Source organism: Marinomonas foliarum (genome assembly GCF_003337275.1).
Lineage (GTDB): Bacteria > Pseudomonadota > Gammaproteobacteria > Pseudomonadales > Marinomonadaceae > Marinomonas > Marinomonas foliarum.
The window spans coordinates 1-14428 of sequence record NZ_QPJQ01000016.1 but is presented as its reverse complement, the minus strand read 5'-3'; the positions used below and the strand labels follow the sequence as shown (position 1 = coordinate 14428).

The 14428-nt window shown below is 42.9% G+C and carries 16 protein-coding genes; 5 read left to right on the top strand and 11 right to left on the bottom strand.

Going from position 1 to position 14428, the window contains the following annotated elements; translation table 11 throughout:
• Window positions 1-27 precede the first annotated feature (27 nt).
• Together DFP77_RS09880 and DFP77_RS09875 are read right to left on the bottom strand one after the other, a co-directional pair.
• A complete protein-coding gene (locus DFP77_RS09880; RefSeq protein WP_114412130.1) occupies window positions 28-663 on the bottom strand; it encodes a 2-dehydro-3-deoxy-6-phosphogalactonate aldolase in 636 nt (211 codons plus the stop codon).
• 4 nt (window positions 664-667) lie between these two features.
• Complete coding sequence (locus DFP77_RS09875) at window positions 668-1669, bottom strand: 2-dehydro-3-deoxygalactonokinase (RefSeq protein WP_114412129.1); 1002 nt, start codon at window positions 1667-1669, stop codon at window positions 668-670.
• Window positions 1670-1975: 306 nt separating this feature from the next.
• Here DFP77_RS09875 and DFP77_RS09870 point away from each other — a divergent pair, with 306 nt between their 5' ends.
• Complete coding sequence (locus tag DFP77_RS09870) at window positions 1976-2764, top strand: IclR family transcriptional regulator (protein ID WP_114412128.1); 789 nt, start codon at window positions 1976-1978, stop codon at window positions 2762-2764.
• Window positions 2765-2797: 33 nt separating this feature from the next.
• Here DFP77_RS09870 and DFP77_RS09865 read toward each other — a convergent pair whose 3' ends face one another.
• The 5 genes from DFP77_RS09865 to DFP77_RS09845 form a co-directional block, all read right to left on the bottom strand.
• Window positions 2798-3718: a LysR family transcriptional regulator gene (locus DFP77_RS09865; RefSeq protein ID WP_114412127.1), complete on the bottom strand. Its 921-nt coding sequence runs from the start codon at window positions 3716-3718 to the stop codon at window positions 2798-2800.
• Window positions 3719-3771: 53 nt separating this feature from the next.
• Entirely contained in the window at window positions 3772-5337 is a 1566-nt protein-coding gene (locus DFP77_RS09860; RefSeq protein WP_258861122.1) for an MFS transporter, read from the bottom strand.
• Window positions 5338-5340: 3 nt separating this feature from the next.
• Window positions 5341-6483, bottom strand: a complete 1143-nt coding sequence (locus tag DFP77_RS09855; RefSeq protein ID WP_114412125.1) for an HlyD family secretion protein — start codon at window positions 6481-6483, stop codon at window positions 5341-5343.
• A gap of 369 nt (window positions 6484-6852) precedes the next feature.
• Window positions 6853-7563 (bottom strand): dienelactone hydrolase family protein, encoded by a 711-nt coding sequence (locus DFP77_RS09850; protein WP_114412124.1) that lies wholly within the window; start codon window positions 7561-7563, stop codon window positions 6853-6855.
• 111 nt (window positions 7564-7674) lie between these two features.
• Window positions 7675-8607 carry a phytanoyl-CoA dioxygenase family protein gene (locus tag DFP77_RS09845; RefSeq protein ID WP_114412123.1) on the bottom strand — a complete coding sequence of 311 codons (933 nt, stop codon included), beginning with the start codon at window positions 8605-8607 and terminating at the stop codon, window positions 7675-7677.
• A gap of 143 nt (window positions 8608-8750) precedes the next feature.
• On the opposite strand from DFP77_RS09845, the gene DFP77_RS09840 reads away from it, so the two are divergent.
• On the top strand, window positions 8751-9608 hold the full coding sequence (locus DFP77_RS09840) for an AraC family transcriptional regulator (protein WP_114412122.1): 858 nt from the start codon (window positions 8751-8753) through the stop codon (window positions 9606-9608).
• Window positions 9609-9724: 116 nt separating this feature from the next.
• Window positions 9725-10093 (top strand): methionine-R-sulfoxide reductase, encoded by a 369-nt coding sequence (locus tag DFP77_RS09835; protein WP_114412121.1) that lies wholly within the window; start codon window positions 9725-9727, stop codon window positions 10091-10093.
• 95 nt (window positions 10094-10188) lie between these two features.
• Here DFP77_RS09835 and umuC read toward each other — a convergent pair whose 3' ends face one another.
• Complete coding sequence (gene umuC, locus DFP77_RS09830; RefSeq protein ID WP_114412120.1) at window positions 10189-11460, bottom strand: translesion error-prone DNA polymerase V subunit UmuC; 1272 nt, start codon at window positions 11458-11460, stop codon at window positions 10189-10191.
• Window positions 11460-11906: a translesion error-prone DNA polymerase V autoproteolytic subunit gene (umuD, locus tag DFP77_RS09825; RefSeq protein WP_114412119.1), complete on the bottom strand. Its 447-nt coding sequence runs from the start codon at window positions 11904-11906 to the stop codon at window positions 11460-11462. Before umuD ends, umuC begins: the two co-directional genes overlap by 1 nt.
• Window positions 11907-12214: 308 nt before the next feature.
• Between umuD and DFP77_RS09820 the strand changes: the two genes are divergently transcribed.
• Entirely contained in the window at window positions 12215-12418 is a 204-nt protein-coding gene (locus DFP77_RS09820) for a hypothetical protein (protein ID WP_147270554.1), read from the top strand.
• Between the two features lie 159 nt (window positions 12419-12577).
• On the opposite strand, the gene DFP77_RS09815 is transcribed toward DFP77_RS09820, so the two are convergent.
• Together DFP77_RS09815 and DFP77_RS09810 are read right to left on the bottom strand one after the other, a co-directional pair.
• A complete protein-coding gene (locus DFP77_RS09815) occupies window positions 12578-13132 on the bottom strand; it encodes a PIN domain-containing protein (protein ID WP_114412117.1) in 555 nt (184 codons plus the stop codon).
• A gap of 9 nt (window positions 13133-13141) precedes the next feature.
• A complete protein-coding gene (locus DFP77_RS09810) occupies window positions 13142-13609 on the bottom strand; it encodes a helix-turn-helix domain-containing protein (protein WP_114412116.1) in 468 nt (155 codons plus the stop codon).
• Window positions 13610-14020: 411 nt separating this feature from the next.
• On the opposite strand from DFP77_RS09810, the gene DFP77_RS09805 reads away from it, so the two are divergent.
• Window positions 14021-14377, top strand: a complete 357-nt coding sequence (locus DFP77_RS09805) for a hypothetical protein (RefSeq protein ID WP_114412115.1) — start codon at window positions 14021-14023, stop codon at window positions 14375-14377.
• The last annotated feature ends 51 nt before the right edge of the window (window positions 14378-14428 follow it).

The window sequence follows — 14428 nt, the reverse complement described above, 5'->3', positions numbered from 1 at the left end:
CTATCTCTGCTTTTTACTTAAAGAGAGCTATTTTTGAAAAGCCTTCCATGCCGCCATAAAGGCTTCTGCATTCGTTTTAGTGACTTCGGCCGATTGACCCTTTTTATACAAAGCCGAACCTAAACCAAAACCACGAGCGCCAACATTTAAATAGTCCGCCACGTTATCTGGCGTAACACCACCAACAGGACACAACCAAGTCTCGGTAGGAATAACTGCGCCTAATGCTTTTACTACGTTAATTGTTGGTAAGGCTTCGGCAGGAAACAGTTTTACCGCATCAGCGCCGGCATGCAGTGCCGAAAAAGCCTCACTCGCGGTAAAAAATCCCGGCATTGCATACAAACCTGCCACTTTCGCGGCTTTAATCAATTCAACATCGGTATGCGGACAAACCATTAATTTTGCCCCCGTGTAGACCAGCTCGGTTAACTGCGCCATGGTCAAAACAGTACCAGCGCCAATCAATACTTGGTCACCGAACTTTTCCTGAAGAGAGCGAATGCTGGTAAAGGCATCAGGCGAATTAAGTGGCACTTCAATTAGACGAAAACCAGCATCAATTAAAACTTGAGCATGCTCAACGACCTCGTCAGGCTTAACACCACGAAGAATGGCAACCATTGGAAATTCTTGCATCAACGCATCAAAAGAATGTTTCATATCATTACGCTCCTTTTGTCGGATTAGTTTCCGACTTAGCCTGACGATTCGCCAAACGCTTTAAACCACGAATACTCGCTTCGTTAGCTGCCAGAAATTCAGCAGTAAGATCGCGCGAAGACAAGGCTAAGGCATATCGCGCGCTCAATGCCTGACTACCAATAATCACTACTCGGCCACTTTGCGTTTCTAATGATTCTGCCTCTAATGCCAGCAAAACATCATTCACATCATGACCAATTACAACACCAGATAAGTAATCTCGAACTTCATCTGCGGCTAACTCGCCACACACAAAACGACTTCGAGCACTGAATAAATGATGCAAAATACCGCCCGCTTGCTGGCTCGCCAAAACGCCTTTTTTGAAGGCAGCTTTATTCAGCTGATCAGATTGAGGCAAACCTTTTACCAAACTGGATTCATCGTTCAAACGCGCAAATAATTCACCAGTGATAGAGGTAGAAAACTGCGTGACCTGACCTTCTGTAATTTGCGCCCATTTACAGTGGGTTCCCGGCAAACAAAATACGGGAGACTCATCGGCTCGACCTTGCTCCTCTAACCAATCAATCGCACCCAATAATTGCGTTTCTTCGCCGCGCATGACATCAGTAAGTCCAGAGACACCTTCACCACGTAACCCAGGCACAATCGCTACCTTGTTTGGCAAAGATGTCGTCAACCAAAAAAGATGTTCAGATAAGTCGTCTAACTTGATAGGACAATTCTGGTAAGGTACTTCTTGCCAACCACCGCGACTGCCCACCATGCCCGCCATATAAATCGGCAAATCAGGCGTTAGCCAATCTCCCAGCAAATCAGATAGAACGCTTTCAAATTCAGCCGGGCCAAGCTTTAGCATGCCTCGATCACTGTCTCGCTGAGCTTGAATTTGACCATCCTGAGTCATCAAAAAGGCACGTAAATTGGTCGTTCCCCAATCGACAGCAATGAAGCTTGCGCTACCATCAGCTGATTGCGGAACAGGATTAATTTGGGTCATTACAAGAGACCTCGATATCATAAGTTCTACGTTAATTTTTAGTGTGTTCGGTGAAGAAATGCTGCTAGAACAACACCAATACCTTTATGCCGCCTGCATAGCGCACACCTTCTTATTTTTATAAATCTATAAACCTTACTGATTAAACTGAAGTCTATATCAAACAAACAGGCCAACAAATAGTGGAACATAGTTCCACTATTTGCAATACTCAATCTATGGCATTTTCAAGACTGGTTATTTTTACTAAAATATTTAAGAGCTGCCTCACCATACAAATACTTCGAAAAGAGTAAGGATCCCATCATGTCAGAACAAGAAACAAAAAGTGGAGGCTCGTCATTAGACAAAACACTTAATCTCTTACAGGAAGTGTGTGCAGCAAAAGTGCCATTACGCTTTGCGGATTTGGTAGATAAAACAGACCTACCGAAAGCTACCGCTCACCGGATTTTAATGTCTCTATCAGAAAAGGGCTTGGTTCGTTTTGACGAAGTCACACAGCTTTATCATCCGGGCTACGGACTATTAGAGCTTGCTCACCAAGCTTGGGCAAAAATCGATGTACGTGATATTGCCGCAGACCAAATAAAACATTTATGGGATGAAACAGGCGAAACCATTCACCTTGCGGTACTTGATCGAGGAGATGTGATTTATATCGACAAACTAGAGAGTCAAAAAAGCTTGCGCCTATTTTCTGCGGTTGGAAAAAAAGGCCCTGCTTACTGTACAGGTGTTGGAAAAGCCATGCTGGCTTTTCTTAATGAAGAGCAATTGGTGGCCGCTATTAATGAGCAGAGCTTTATCAAACACACAGACACCACATTTATTAACGAAAAAATGCTACGAGACGACCTTCTTAAAATCCGTGAAAGCAAAGTATCCTTAGACTTGGAAGAGCACGAGGAAGGCATTCAATGCGCCGCCTCCGTTATTTTAAATCACAGAAATGAACCCGTCGCCGCACTAAGTATTACTGTTCCAAAGTTCCGAATAGACGACGCACGTTTTAAACACTTTCAAATACTGGTGAAAGAAGCCTGTAGGAAAGTATCCGCTCGAATGGGAGCCACAACGCCCAATAATCCATAAGCCCATGATAGCGAAAGTAATGCACTGAACAGATCAATCAAAACGATTAGGACTTACCACTTCAGCAAAATATTGCAAAAGACTTTCCAAAAATACTCTTAATGCTGGTGTCATGGTTTTCCTATTTGAATATACCGCCTGAACAATGCTTATCTTAGTTGTCCATTCAGGAAGAACACGCACCAGATTCCCTCTTTCTAGCTCTTCCGTAGCGACAATTTCTGGCACCAACCCCACCCCGACACCTTGCAATGCCGAACTTAAAAGCAACCAACGGTTCAAACACACCAACCGAGGATGGTGCTGAACCAAGCAAATACTGCTGTTCGGTCCAAGTAATTCCCACTGATGAACAGATTCCTGCTTACCAAAAGTTTCGGTCAATGTGGGCAGTTTAGAAAGCTGATCTGGATGAGTTGGCATTCCAAATTCTTTGATAAACTGCGGACTCGCTACCAAAATCATTTTGCTTGTGCCCAGCTTCTTCGCCACCATACCGGCTCCATTAACTATGGCGCCTCGTGTTCGTAGCGCGATGTCAATGCGTTCTTCCAGTACCTGAACATCTCTATCTGTCGCATCCAAAAACACGGAAATCTTGGGATACTTCTTCATAAACTCAGGCAAAAAGACAGAAAAGTGGTGCTGAGCCAATAAAACAGGACAACTTACCCGAACCACACCCGAAGGCACAGACTGCAATAACGCCACAGACTCGTAAGCAGATTGACCTTCCGCCACCATATTAATGGCGCCTTCATACAATTGTAGGCCAGCATCAGTTAGGGAAAACTGGCGGCTGTTGCGCTGAATCAATTGGATACCCAGCTTATCTTCTAGCTGCGCGACTCGACGACTTAAAAGCGATTTAGTAATGCCCGATACTCGCTCAGCAGCAGTATAGCCACCATGTTCAGCAGTCAGGTAAAAATAATAAATATCGTTAAAATCCATAAACCGCTTTATTACCCTACAAAAAAAGACCAAAAAATGACATTGGAAAAACGCTAGTTTAGGCGTTTTTGGCACCCCATAACAATCACCCCGATAATCCCCGCAACAAATAGCAAAGAGAAATAATCAATCCCCGCCAATATCACGGCATTACGATGAACTTGATCCGCAATCCATGCAAAACCTGCCTTAGTGGCCATATCGCTACTCATGTGAGCGCTATACACATTACTGATCTGACTCAGTGTCCTTACAAATATAGAGTCGTTCGTTGCGACATGCTGATTTAGCACACCATAATGCACCGTCGTACGCCACTGCAGCCCAATGCTTGCCAAGGATATTCCTAACGCCACACTTATTTGTGACACCATATTTTTCACTTGCTGAGCGTGAGAAAAGACCGTTTCATCATGCTGTAGTTCGGCAAACGCCTTCGCCGCCACCGTACCTTGTACGCACACCGTAAAAAACACAAAAAGGAATAGCGCTGGCACCACATAAGTCTGTAAGTTTGTCGTTGGTGTTAACTTCATCATCAAAAAACCGTACGCCATCAAGCAAACAAAACCTGCCACATAGAATTTTTTTCCATGAGGCTTTTTAGGCATAATAAGCATGTTAACGAACAACCCAACAACACCCGCGACTTGCCCAAGAGCGTACCAGTTGCCAATCGTGCTCCAGCCGTAACCAAGGCCTTTTTGCATAATCTGTGGTATCAAATAACTGTTTGACCCCATGATCAAATAACAGACAAAAAACACAGTCACGCCATTTCGGTACAACTTGCTACTAAACAGCGACTTCATCGACAATAACGGTCGATTTTCATGGTGACGCACCATGCTGCGTAAAAAATAATACAGGCTGCTCAAGCCCAGCAATAAAAACACACATACCAACACAGTGTTGCTAAAAAAAGCATAATTACCGTGCTGAAAGCCGTACAAAACCAAAAAAGAACCTGCAGCTAAGGCCATCAAAATATAAGGATGACTTTGACTACGCATCTCTTCTTTTGCAGGTATGCCCGGCAAACAAAAAGCAGCCGTAATTGCACTCAATAAACTCACCACCATCAAGATAACAAACAGATAGTGCCAAGAAGCGGTCATAAATAAATGCGCGGCTAAAAATGGTGCAAGAGCCGAACCTATGGTCAACCCATAAGCATATGCTTTAATACCCGTTAAGCGGATCAGGCTAGGGGGAAATAAATTAATAATAACCCTAGCCCCCGTCATGAAAGCAGCTCCGCCAAATCCCATGATGACATAGCCAATCAAAAAGCCATCAAAGCTCCGACAGTAAAACCCTACCACACAGCCTATAAAGAAGATGAACAAGGAGCCCAATATGTAGAGCTTCCAACCCATTCGCTCAACTAACCAACGCTGCTTTGAAATCGTAACCACAGCGACACAAGCATACGACGCGGTTGCCAAACTATACTCTTGTGGAGAAACACCAAGTTCGCCCATCAATGGCGCAGCGGCAAACACAATCATGCCGGTCTGTAAAAAGTTCAGCAGCATAAGTAGAAATATGGTCGCCAGCATTAACCATTCATGGGATGGCGCTGGCACATATTTGTGACGACTAATTCGACTTATCATCACTTACAAACTTTCTTTAATGATCTTTTGAATAATCACATTGACGTCATCATCATTGTGATCAAATACATGAGTACGCCAAGGCGCCTGAACATCTGCAAGAGGTGTTAATGCTGGTGCGCCAGCATTATTGGTATCGACCGTAACACTCATAGACAAACCAGGACGCAGCGGGTGCGCCTCTAATTCAGCAGGGTCCAACACTATACGTACCGGCACCCTTTGTACCGTCTTAATCCAGTTTCCTGTCGCGTTAGACGCGGGAAGCAAAGAAAACGCACTACCCGTTCCTGGTTCTATTCCCTTTACCTTGCCATGGTAAATCACACTAGAACCATAGACATCAGACGTTAAAGTGGCAGACTGTCCAGCACGAATATTACCAAGCTGTGTTTCTTTAAAATTCGCAGTTACCCAAACATTTTTTAATGGAATAACAGACATCAAAGTCGTTCCTGCCGCCACATGCTGGCCCACTTGAACACTACGTTGCGCAATATACCCACTGGCAGGAGAAAGAATAGAAGTACGATTCAGCGTTAACCAAGCCGCTTTTAAAACAGATTCCGCTTTTAACACATCGGGATGCGTCAGCACCGTCGTATTGTCGACCTTAGTTTTATTTGTATCGTATGACTTCAGAGCAAGGTTATAAGAAGCTTGAGCACTCGTTAAAGTACTTTCATAGTGGCTTAAATCTTCATTAGAAATTAAGTTATTCTTCTTTAAATTCACTCGACGTTGATAATCTTTTTGCGCCTTATCCAAAGAGATTTTAGCCAACCCCACATTAGCCTCCTGCTCTTCCAAAGAAGCAAAACTATTGCGCACAGAACGTATAGTACTCGCAAGGCTCGCCTCTGCCTGTTGCAAAGCCAACTGAGCATCCACCGGATTGATTTTCACTAATTGATCGGACTCACTCACCAAGCTGGTATTATCAACCATGATATCCGTAACCGTTCCAGACATTTGCGACATAACACTCACAATATTGCCTGACACATAAGCGTCTTCTGTTGCCTCGTGGAATCGTCCTATTTTTGACCACCAAATATAGACAACAACGCATACCACAACGACGCCAATCGCCAACATAACAATGGTGTTTTTCTTTTTAATTGAATGCTTATCTATTTCTTCCATCGCTCTTTTATACTCTAAAATAATCTGAAGGGGGATTTTAATCAGGCAAGAATAAGGCGATAAAACTGGGAGGACAATATCAAAAAATGGGATCTATCATCCTATATTTAAGACGAAACAGCCAAGGCCTTTTTTCCTTATTTTTTACTTAGAACTTATGAAAAGATCGACATTTTGAGATAGAAAACCAGTTGCAAAAGCAAAAAACACGTCGCTTTCTAAGAATGTTTTATAACTATTTATTATCCGTTCTGACTGCCAGAACCCGAATAAGATAAGAAAGGTATGATCGAGAGGGACAACAAACGATAGGAGACGATTCAAGCGGACGAAAATCGATCCCTATCCGCCTGCTTGAATCGGTATTACTTAAACAAATTCTTCTAAAAAGTGTTCCAAATATTGATAACCGCGCTGCGCGGTCAATGGATTATACTGGCTGCCATGTTCTGGATTGTCCGCACTTGGCAACATGAACGAATGCATGGTGCTAGCAAAATCTATGTACTGAAAATCCATCCCCAAACCTGCCCAGTAACGTTTCGCTTCTTGAGCTTCAGATTCATTAACTAGAGGATCTTCATAACCATTCAGCACCATTATTTTAGTTTTGGTGTTGGCCTTTTCTTCCGATTGGGCACGGAAAAAACTCATCAAGCCATGAAAACTCGCCGCGCCAGCACTGTCCGCCAGATGCAAACCGGCCTCCAACGCCAAACGACCCCCTAAACAAAAACCAACATGCACAATGGTTTTGCCGTGAATTGCATCACAAGCGGATTCAGTCAGCTCCTTTTGCAAACCATGTAAAGGACCCGCTTCAGCAAGCAAAGCACCCATCTTCGCCAGTTTCGCATCCATTTCGACTGGGTTCTGATCCATGCCATACAAATCCAACGCAGTTGCAGAAAATCCCAGTGACGCAATACGGTCTGCAATGCCTTTTTCAAAGTCAGTCAATCCAGAAAATGTTGGCCAAATAATCACCTGAATGTGACTTTTATCAGAACTCAGCCCATCGACTTGGTAATGCATACGCTTAACACTGTCTTTAAATATCGACTCGAATGTCTGACCCACAAGCAACCCCTTTGAAAATTCATTAATAATATTTATTCAGTGTAACCAGCTAAACCTAATGAAATCAATGCAATTACTCGATATCTCTATCGCAACAGCCACCCAGACTATTTACCAAAGCCTCTTACCCAGTAATTTTTCTCCCAAGGGCGTTAACTTAGCGGCTGGGTATTTTTCTTTTTCCCACCGCCTTGGATCACCCGGAAACGCATAACCCATTGGTGTGCTTTTTTGCTCAAAGCAATCAACTCGCCAATCCCGTATCTCGTTATCATCTAATGCAGGGCTCATAGATATATACTGAGCAATACGCACACGATCTGAATTATTGGGACGAATACCATGGGGAAGCAAGCCATTAAAGATCAATAAATCTCCAGCTTTCATCGCCACAAACGCTGTTTCATATCCAGTTAAATCTGGCACAAAGGGGTTTCGGTCTGGACGCTGGCTTTCACGCCATACAGCCAAATCGCGATATAGATCAGGCACACATTGAAATCCACCCGTTTCTTCATCTGTGTCAGACAGCGCCAAAACACCCTGCACACTAATTGGCAATGGTGTTTGTGATGTATCACTATCCCAATGAATAAAACCTGTAAATTCACGGCCTCCACGATTCGGTGGATTCAAATTAGCACGATCAATCGTGCTCCATAATGCTTCCTTATCCCAAATATCCACAAAGCTATTGTATACACTTGGCGATTGACGGTTATTCCACAACGTTTGATGGTGGTACGCCTCTACCATTCCTGAGTTATTCAGTTCTGTCATTGCATGATCTAAACGCTGGGGGGCATACCAAGTATCTGAATCTTTTGCAGACATATCTTGAAATTCCCATAAAAAATCAACCGTTTCTCGAACTTGTGATGAGTTTATGGCGGCAGGAATAACAACAAAACCGCGCCTTTGCCAATGGAGAAACTGCTCTTGCGTTAAAACTCGTAATGGTAATTGCTTCTTAATATCACACAATGCCACACCAACATGACGACCAGCGGATCGGTTTCCTGGTGTATTTAAATTTTCCGTCACAGCACTTACCTCGTTTGTTTATATTTATTATGTTTCCAAACCAGTGTAATGAGCTAAGGCATTATTTTTTGTCATATATGCCGCAATTCCAGTACTATCTAATCTAAATTCAAAAAAATTTAGATCAATAAGTGCCAAAAATAATGAAAGCTCATTTAGAACGCCTGACTAAAGCCCAAACTTCTTGGCAATTTTTACTCAGAGAATTAAAAGAGATCCCTTTCGAATGGCATTTTCACCCCGCATACGAGTTAACGTTTTCCATCAACAGCACAGGAAAGCGTTATGTAGGAGACAATATTGAAGAATACACAGACAATGACTTAACACTAATTGGGCCGAATCTGCCTCATACTTGGCATTCTCAAAACGCACTAGAACCCGAAGAACCTATTAGCGTCATCGTTTTGTGGTTTAATCATCATTGGATCGAAAGTGTTACTGGTGTATTTCCAGAACTCGCGTCATTGAAAGACACATTGAATCAATCACATCAAGGTATTCAATTTTCAGAAAGCCTCGCCCACCAACTTCGTCCACGCTTTTTGGAAATGATCCAGGCTGATGAAGCAAGAAAGCTCACTCTTTTGCTTGATATATTAGTCTGCTTGCAGAATCAGCCTTACAAGAAATTAGCCAGTTCAAAGTTTAATACTCAGCAAACCACCCTTAACCAGCAAAAAAAGCTTAGCCAAATACTAAGTTGGATACACAAATATTTCGCAACACAAATTACGCTAGACGATGCCGCCAATATAGGCACCATGAGTACCAGTCACTTTGTGCGCTTTTTCAAAGCCAACATGCAGCAAAGCTTTAATCAATATCTGAACGAAGTTCGTATCGGACATGCCTGCTCTCTTCTAATTAGTAGCGAACTACCTGTGTCTCTCATTGCGGAAAAGAGCGGCTTTTTAAACCAGTCTAATTTCAATAGACAATTTAAAAAATTTAAGCATATGTCACCACTTCAATTCCGCAAGCTATGGCACATAAAATGACACCCCATTTACATACACGAACTTGATGTACAATTTATTGTCTTAGTTTCCTGTCACTATGCGTGCCATAATTTATCCAAATCCAATCCCATTATCGTGGCAAGAGAGTGTTTTATATGAGTAATACCTATAACAAACTTACCCCAATGGAAGCCAGCGTCATTCTAGACAAAGGTACAGAACGCCCATTTACTGGAGAATATACCGACACAATGGCCGGCGGACTATATGTCTGCCGCCAATGTGATGCGCCCCTATACACTTCAGAACATAAATTTCTATCTCACTGCGGCTGGCCTAGCTTTGACGATGAAGTTCCAAATGCTGTCAAACGTGTCCCCGATGCCGACGGCCGCCGTATCGAAATAGTCTGCGCCAACTGTGATGGACACCTAGGTCATGTGTTTGAAGGCGAAAGACTCACTGAAAATAACATTCGTCACTGCGTAAACTCCATCTCCATGAAGTTTATCGGCAAAGACTGATTACTTAGCCCAAGCGCATAAACAAGAAAACCGCCTAATTGGCGGTTTTCTTGTCTCTAAGTCTGGTTTAGTTGTAAAACAGTGAACAAAAAGCCTCACCAAACCTTGGGCAGTTCATCCCATTTAGTCGTATATCTTGGCGACAGGTGTTCTCTTTTCATCGCCCACTGAGGCGATACACCTTGCGAGGCAAAGAAGACGTTGCCAAGGCCGCTGTGGTTGATCTTGTCTACCACACTCATTAAAGCGTTTGCATTAGGTTTTGTACTGTCCGCTCGGAATAAGTCTTGCTGAAAAGCATCATGCTCGTAAAAGTCGGCAAGCATGACACCTGCTTTCATATAACGAAAACCATCACGCCAGATTCGAGTAAACAGCACATCAGCGACTTCCAATAAATCCCGCGTGTCATCAGTTGGATTAGGCAGTTCAGCTGAAAGAGTTTTAGAATACTGTGGTTCATTTGAAATAAACGGGCTGGTACGAATGAACACACTCACCACACGACAAAGACGCTTTTCCCCTCGTAGCTTCTCAGCGGCTCTGGTTGTATACTTGGCGATGGCCTCCCGTAGCTCACGCTTGTCTGTCACCTTATGACCAAAGGATCGACTGCAAATAATCTGCTGCTTTGTTGGCCTGACTAATTCTAAATCCAAACAGGACACCCCATTCAACTCTCGAATGGTTCGCTCCAACACCACAGAAAACTCACTTCGAATCGATTTAGGGTCAGCATTAGCAAGATCCAACGCCGTTTGGATTCCTCTCGCCTTTAGGTTTGCCGTAGTACGACGGCCAACGCCCCATACATCACTTACATCAACAATTGCCAATAAACGCTTTTGTCTGTCTGGGTCCATCAAATCTACCACCGAACCGGTTGCTGGGTACTTCTTCGCCGCATGGTTGGCCAACTTCGCCAGCGTCTTAGTAGGCGCGATGCCCACACCAACCGTAATGCCTGTCCATTTATCTACCTTGGCTTTTACTTGTTTGCCAAACGCCAACAAATCCGTCACATGATCAATGCCAGTCAGATCCATAAAAGCTTCGTCAATGGAATACACCTCCAATCGCGGAGCCTCCTCTTCCAAGATGGTCATCACCCGATTCGACATATCCGCATACAAAGCATAATTCGACGAAAAACACACAATGCCATGCTTTCTTATCTCATCTTGTACTTGGAACATCGGCACGCCCATTTTTATGCCTAAAGCCTTTACCTCTTTGGAGCGAGCAACAATGCAACCATCGTTATTCGACAACACCGCAACAGGCGCATATTTTAAATCTGGCCGGAACAACTTCTCGCAACTCGCATAGAAGTTATTGCAATCTACCAAAGCAAAAGCGGTTTGCATTAATGACGCTCGTACTTACGAACCACACTGGTTACCACACCAAAAACCTCCAGTTCAGATTCCTCGGTAATAGGAATCGCCTTATAAGCCTTATTCTTCGGACGCAGCAGCACAGTCGGTTGAAGCTCTAGCGTTTTCACCGTCAACTCGCCATGAATAGAAGCAATCACAATATCGCCATGGCGCGCCGTCAACGAACGATCCACCACCAACACATCGCCAGAATGAACCCCCGCCTCAATCATCGAATCACCCTGAGCACGCACATAAAACGTCGCGTTCGGATGAGCCACACAGAACTCATTCAAATCCAAAGATTTTTCAACAAAATCCTGAGCCGGCGAAGGAAACCCCGCCGACACCGAATCCACATACAATGGGATTCGCACACTATTGGCCGCGATAAACGCCGCCGACTCAGACACACCAAGATAAGTAACACGCATGATAAAACACCATATACTGTATATTTGTACAGTATAGTTTCAAGCAGCACGAATCACCAAGTGAAATTTTGTAAGAAGAGCATTCAACGCAAAGCAGCTGCCTATTCGACAGGTACAAGAAAACCACCCGAAGGTGGTATTTAAAAGGTATATAAGATTTTTCAGTTATTTCACTTAAGTGTTTTTGTACATCCGAAAAAGGCAATAAAGGCGACCATAACACCTTTGACTCGCCCAATGATTTGGTCGAACCATGCGAGGTTGGTTGGGATTCTGGCAAGTTGTTGGTAGTTAAGATGGTTTGGATCATGACCGTGATGTCGGTGGCGGGTATGACGGCGAAGCTTTCTGCTATGAAAAAGGGCTTGGCTGCATCGTTCACAATCAATTTTTCATCTGACCCCAAATTTAAACAGCGTGGAGAAACTTTAACGCCTAATTCCCTGCCTCGCAAGCCTTGCGCGCGCAAAAACAAAATGTCGTTCTCTTCTTATGAAAGCGACATTTTATAGTTAAAGCCTTGTGTTTGTTGGGCTACAGCAAAGCGCATTAACAACTCAATGGCGGCATGTTGGCGGCAAATCACAGTTCTTTTTTGATAAAAACGTTTTGTTTAGACGAAAAAAAACCACCCGAAGGTGGTATTTTTAAAGCTATACAGGATTTTTAAGTCATGACTCTCTTACTAATTGTGTAAAACTTGGCACTGAACGATCAAGCTTTATTAGCAAGTCTTCGACTGTAAGCTCCGGGTCTTTATGTACACGTGCAAAATTATCTAAAGCTTTCATGACACTATCTTTTTCATTAGTGAACAAGAAACACATCAACTCGTCTCTTGTCATCGTTCTAATGCCATACTCAGCCAATAATTCTGCTGGAAAATGTTTGGTGTTATCTGTCGCAATAATATTACAACCCGTCTTTATTGCGGCGGCCAGAACATGACGATCATCAGGATCAGTAAGTTTAAGCTGATCTATTAATGGTTCGTAATCTAAGACATAACATTCAAAAAAGGACTTCTTAATTGCCTCAACTTGCTTGACTATTATTTCCTTACTTTCAGGATGCTTACGAATAAAAGCACCAGTCCATTCCGCATCTATCTTATCTGTCCAAAAAAATTGAACTGAACACTCATCTAAATTAGCCAAATTGAGAAGCATCATTCTCAATGGCTGTGAATACAAGACATTTGCATCCAATAGAACTTTATCACTCATGGTATTTCCTTACATAAAATCTGACTCCTGTTCAAAGTTAGCAATTAAACTAAGGGTTTCATCACGCGACATCTTTGCGTTAGAAAGCTTTTCTCTGAATAACATCACATCCGCCATTTTTACACGGTGATGAGTGCCTACCTTCATAGATGGAATTTGCCCAGCCAAAATATAACCTGTTACTTTTGGTCGTGACATTCCAAGGTATTTCGCTGCAATAGCCGGACTAACCATTTGATTTGGATCAATCTGTTGCACTTCAAAGTTTTCACTGTTCCCATTTTTAGCCAATTGACTTAACGCCTGAACAAGTACATCAAGGGTTAGTGTTGGCACTTCAAATTCGGCTTTTTGGCCATTTTTTAGAAGCACATCAATTTTTAACTTGTCTAGATCCGCTTGGTGCTGTGTTAGATACTGTTGCGCTCTCATTATTGCGCTAACATCCGGTTCAACATTTAAACGTGTCTTAATCATTCATAACTCCTTCCTCTTAGCATTATCGAAGCAAACCGAAGCTGGGAATTCTCAAATGTCTTAGAGGGTTATAATTTTTACTAAACCTTTGATAACTAATAACAAAGATTCACTATTTTACACCCACATAGTTTTTAGCAGGTTAAGTTTTGCTCTTAGCTAGAGCTTTAATTACCAATCATCTTGGTTCTAGAGGCATCCAACGATGCTGCAAATTGTGTTACTGGCTTTACCCAGTAAGGTCAATAATAAGTGAAATAACTGAAAATAGCAAAACAAAATTCAGTTATTTCACTTACAGCATTCCAAAGTGACGATTTCCGATTTTTTGACCAGAAATGAGGCGGGATTTCAGGAATAGCGAACGTTAGGGTAAAGTAGCGAGATCACTATTTATCCATGGAAGACGCCATGTTCAATACAGCCAAGAACACAATAAAGAAAGCCGCCAAAGACCAAGTCGAGTTTGTTGGAGCCATTTTGACAGGCGTGTTTGTAGGGTCAATTTTCACCTTGGCCTACGTTAAGTTTTGGAAGGAAGGCGATGTAACCTTTGCTGATATTGGTGGAATGTTGGCGGGGACTGGCACTGTTGGGCTTTTATTTGTAGCAATCAAAACAGCTAGGAGCTGGCGTGAACAACTTCATGAATCAGACAAAAGAGAAAGCCTCAATAAATTTTACGAAACATCCTTACAAGTTCAAAACTCACTAATTCAACTAAGGAAACTGCGATTAAGTCCCCAATATGAGACAATGCCGATCTGACCATTACCTCAAGACCGAATGACATGAATCAGCTTTCCTTCGCCGATACCG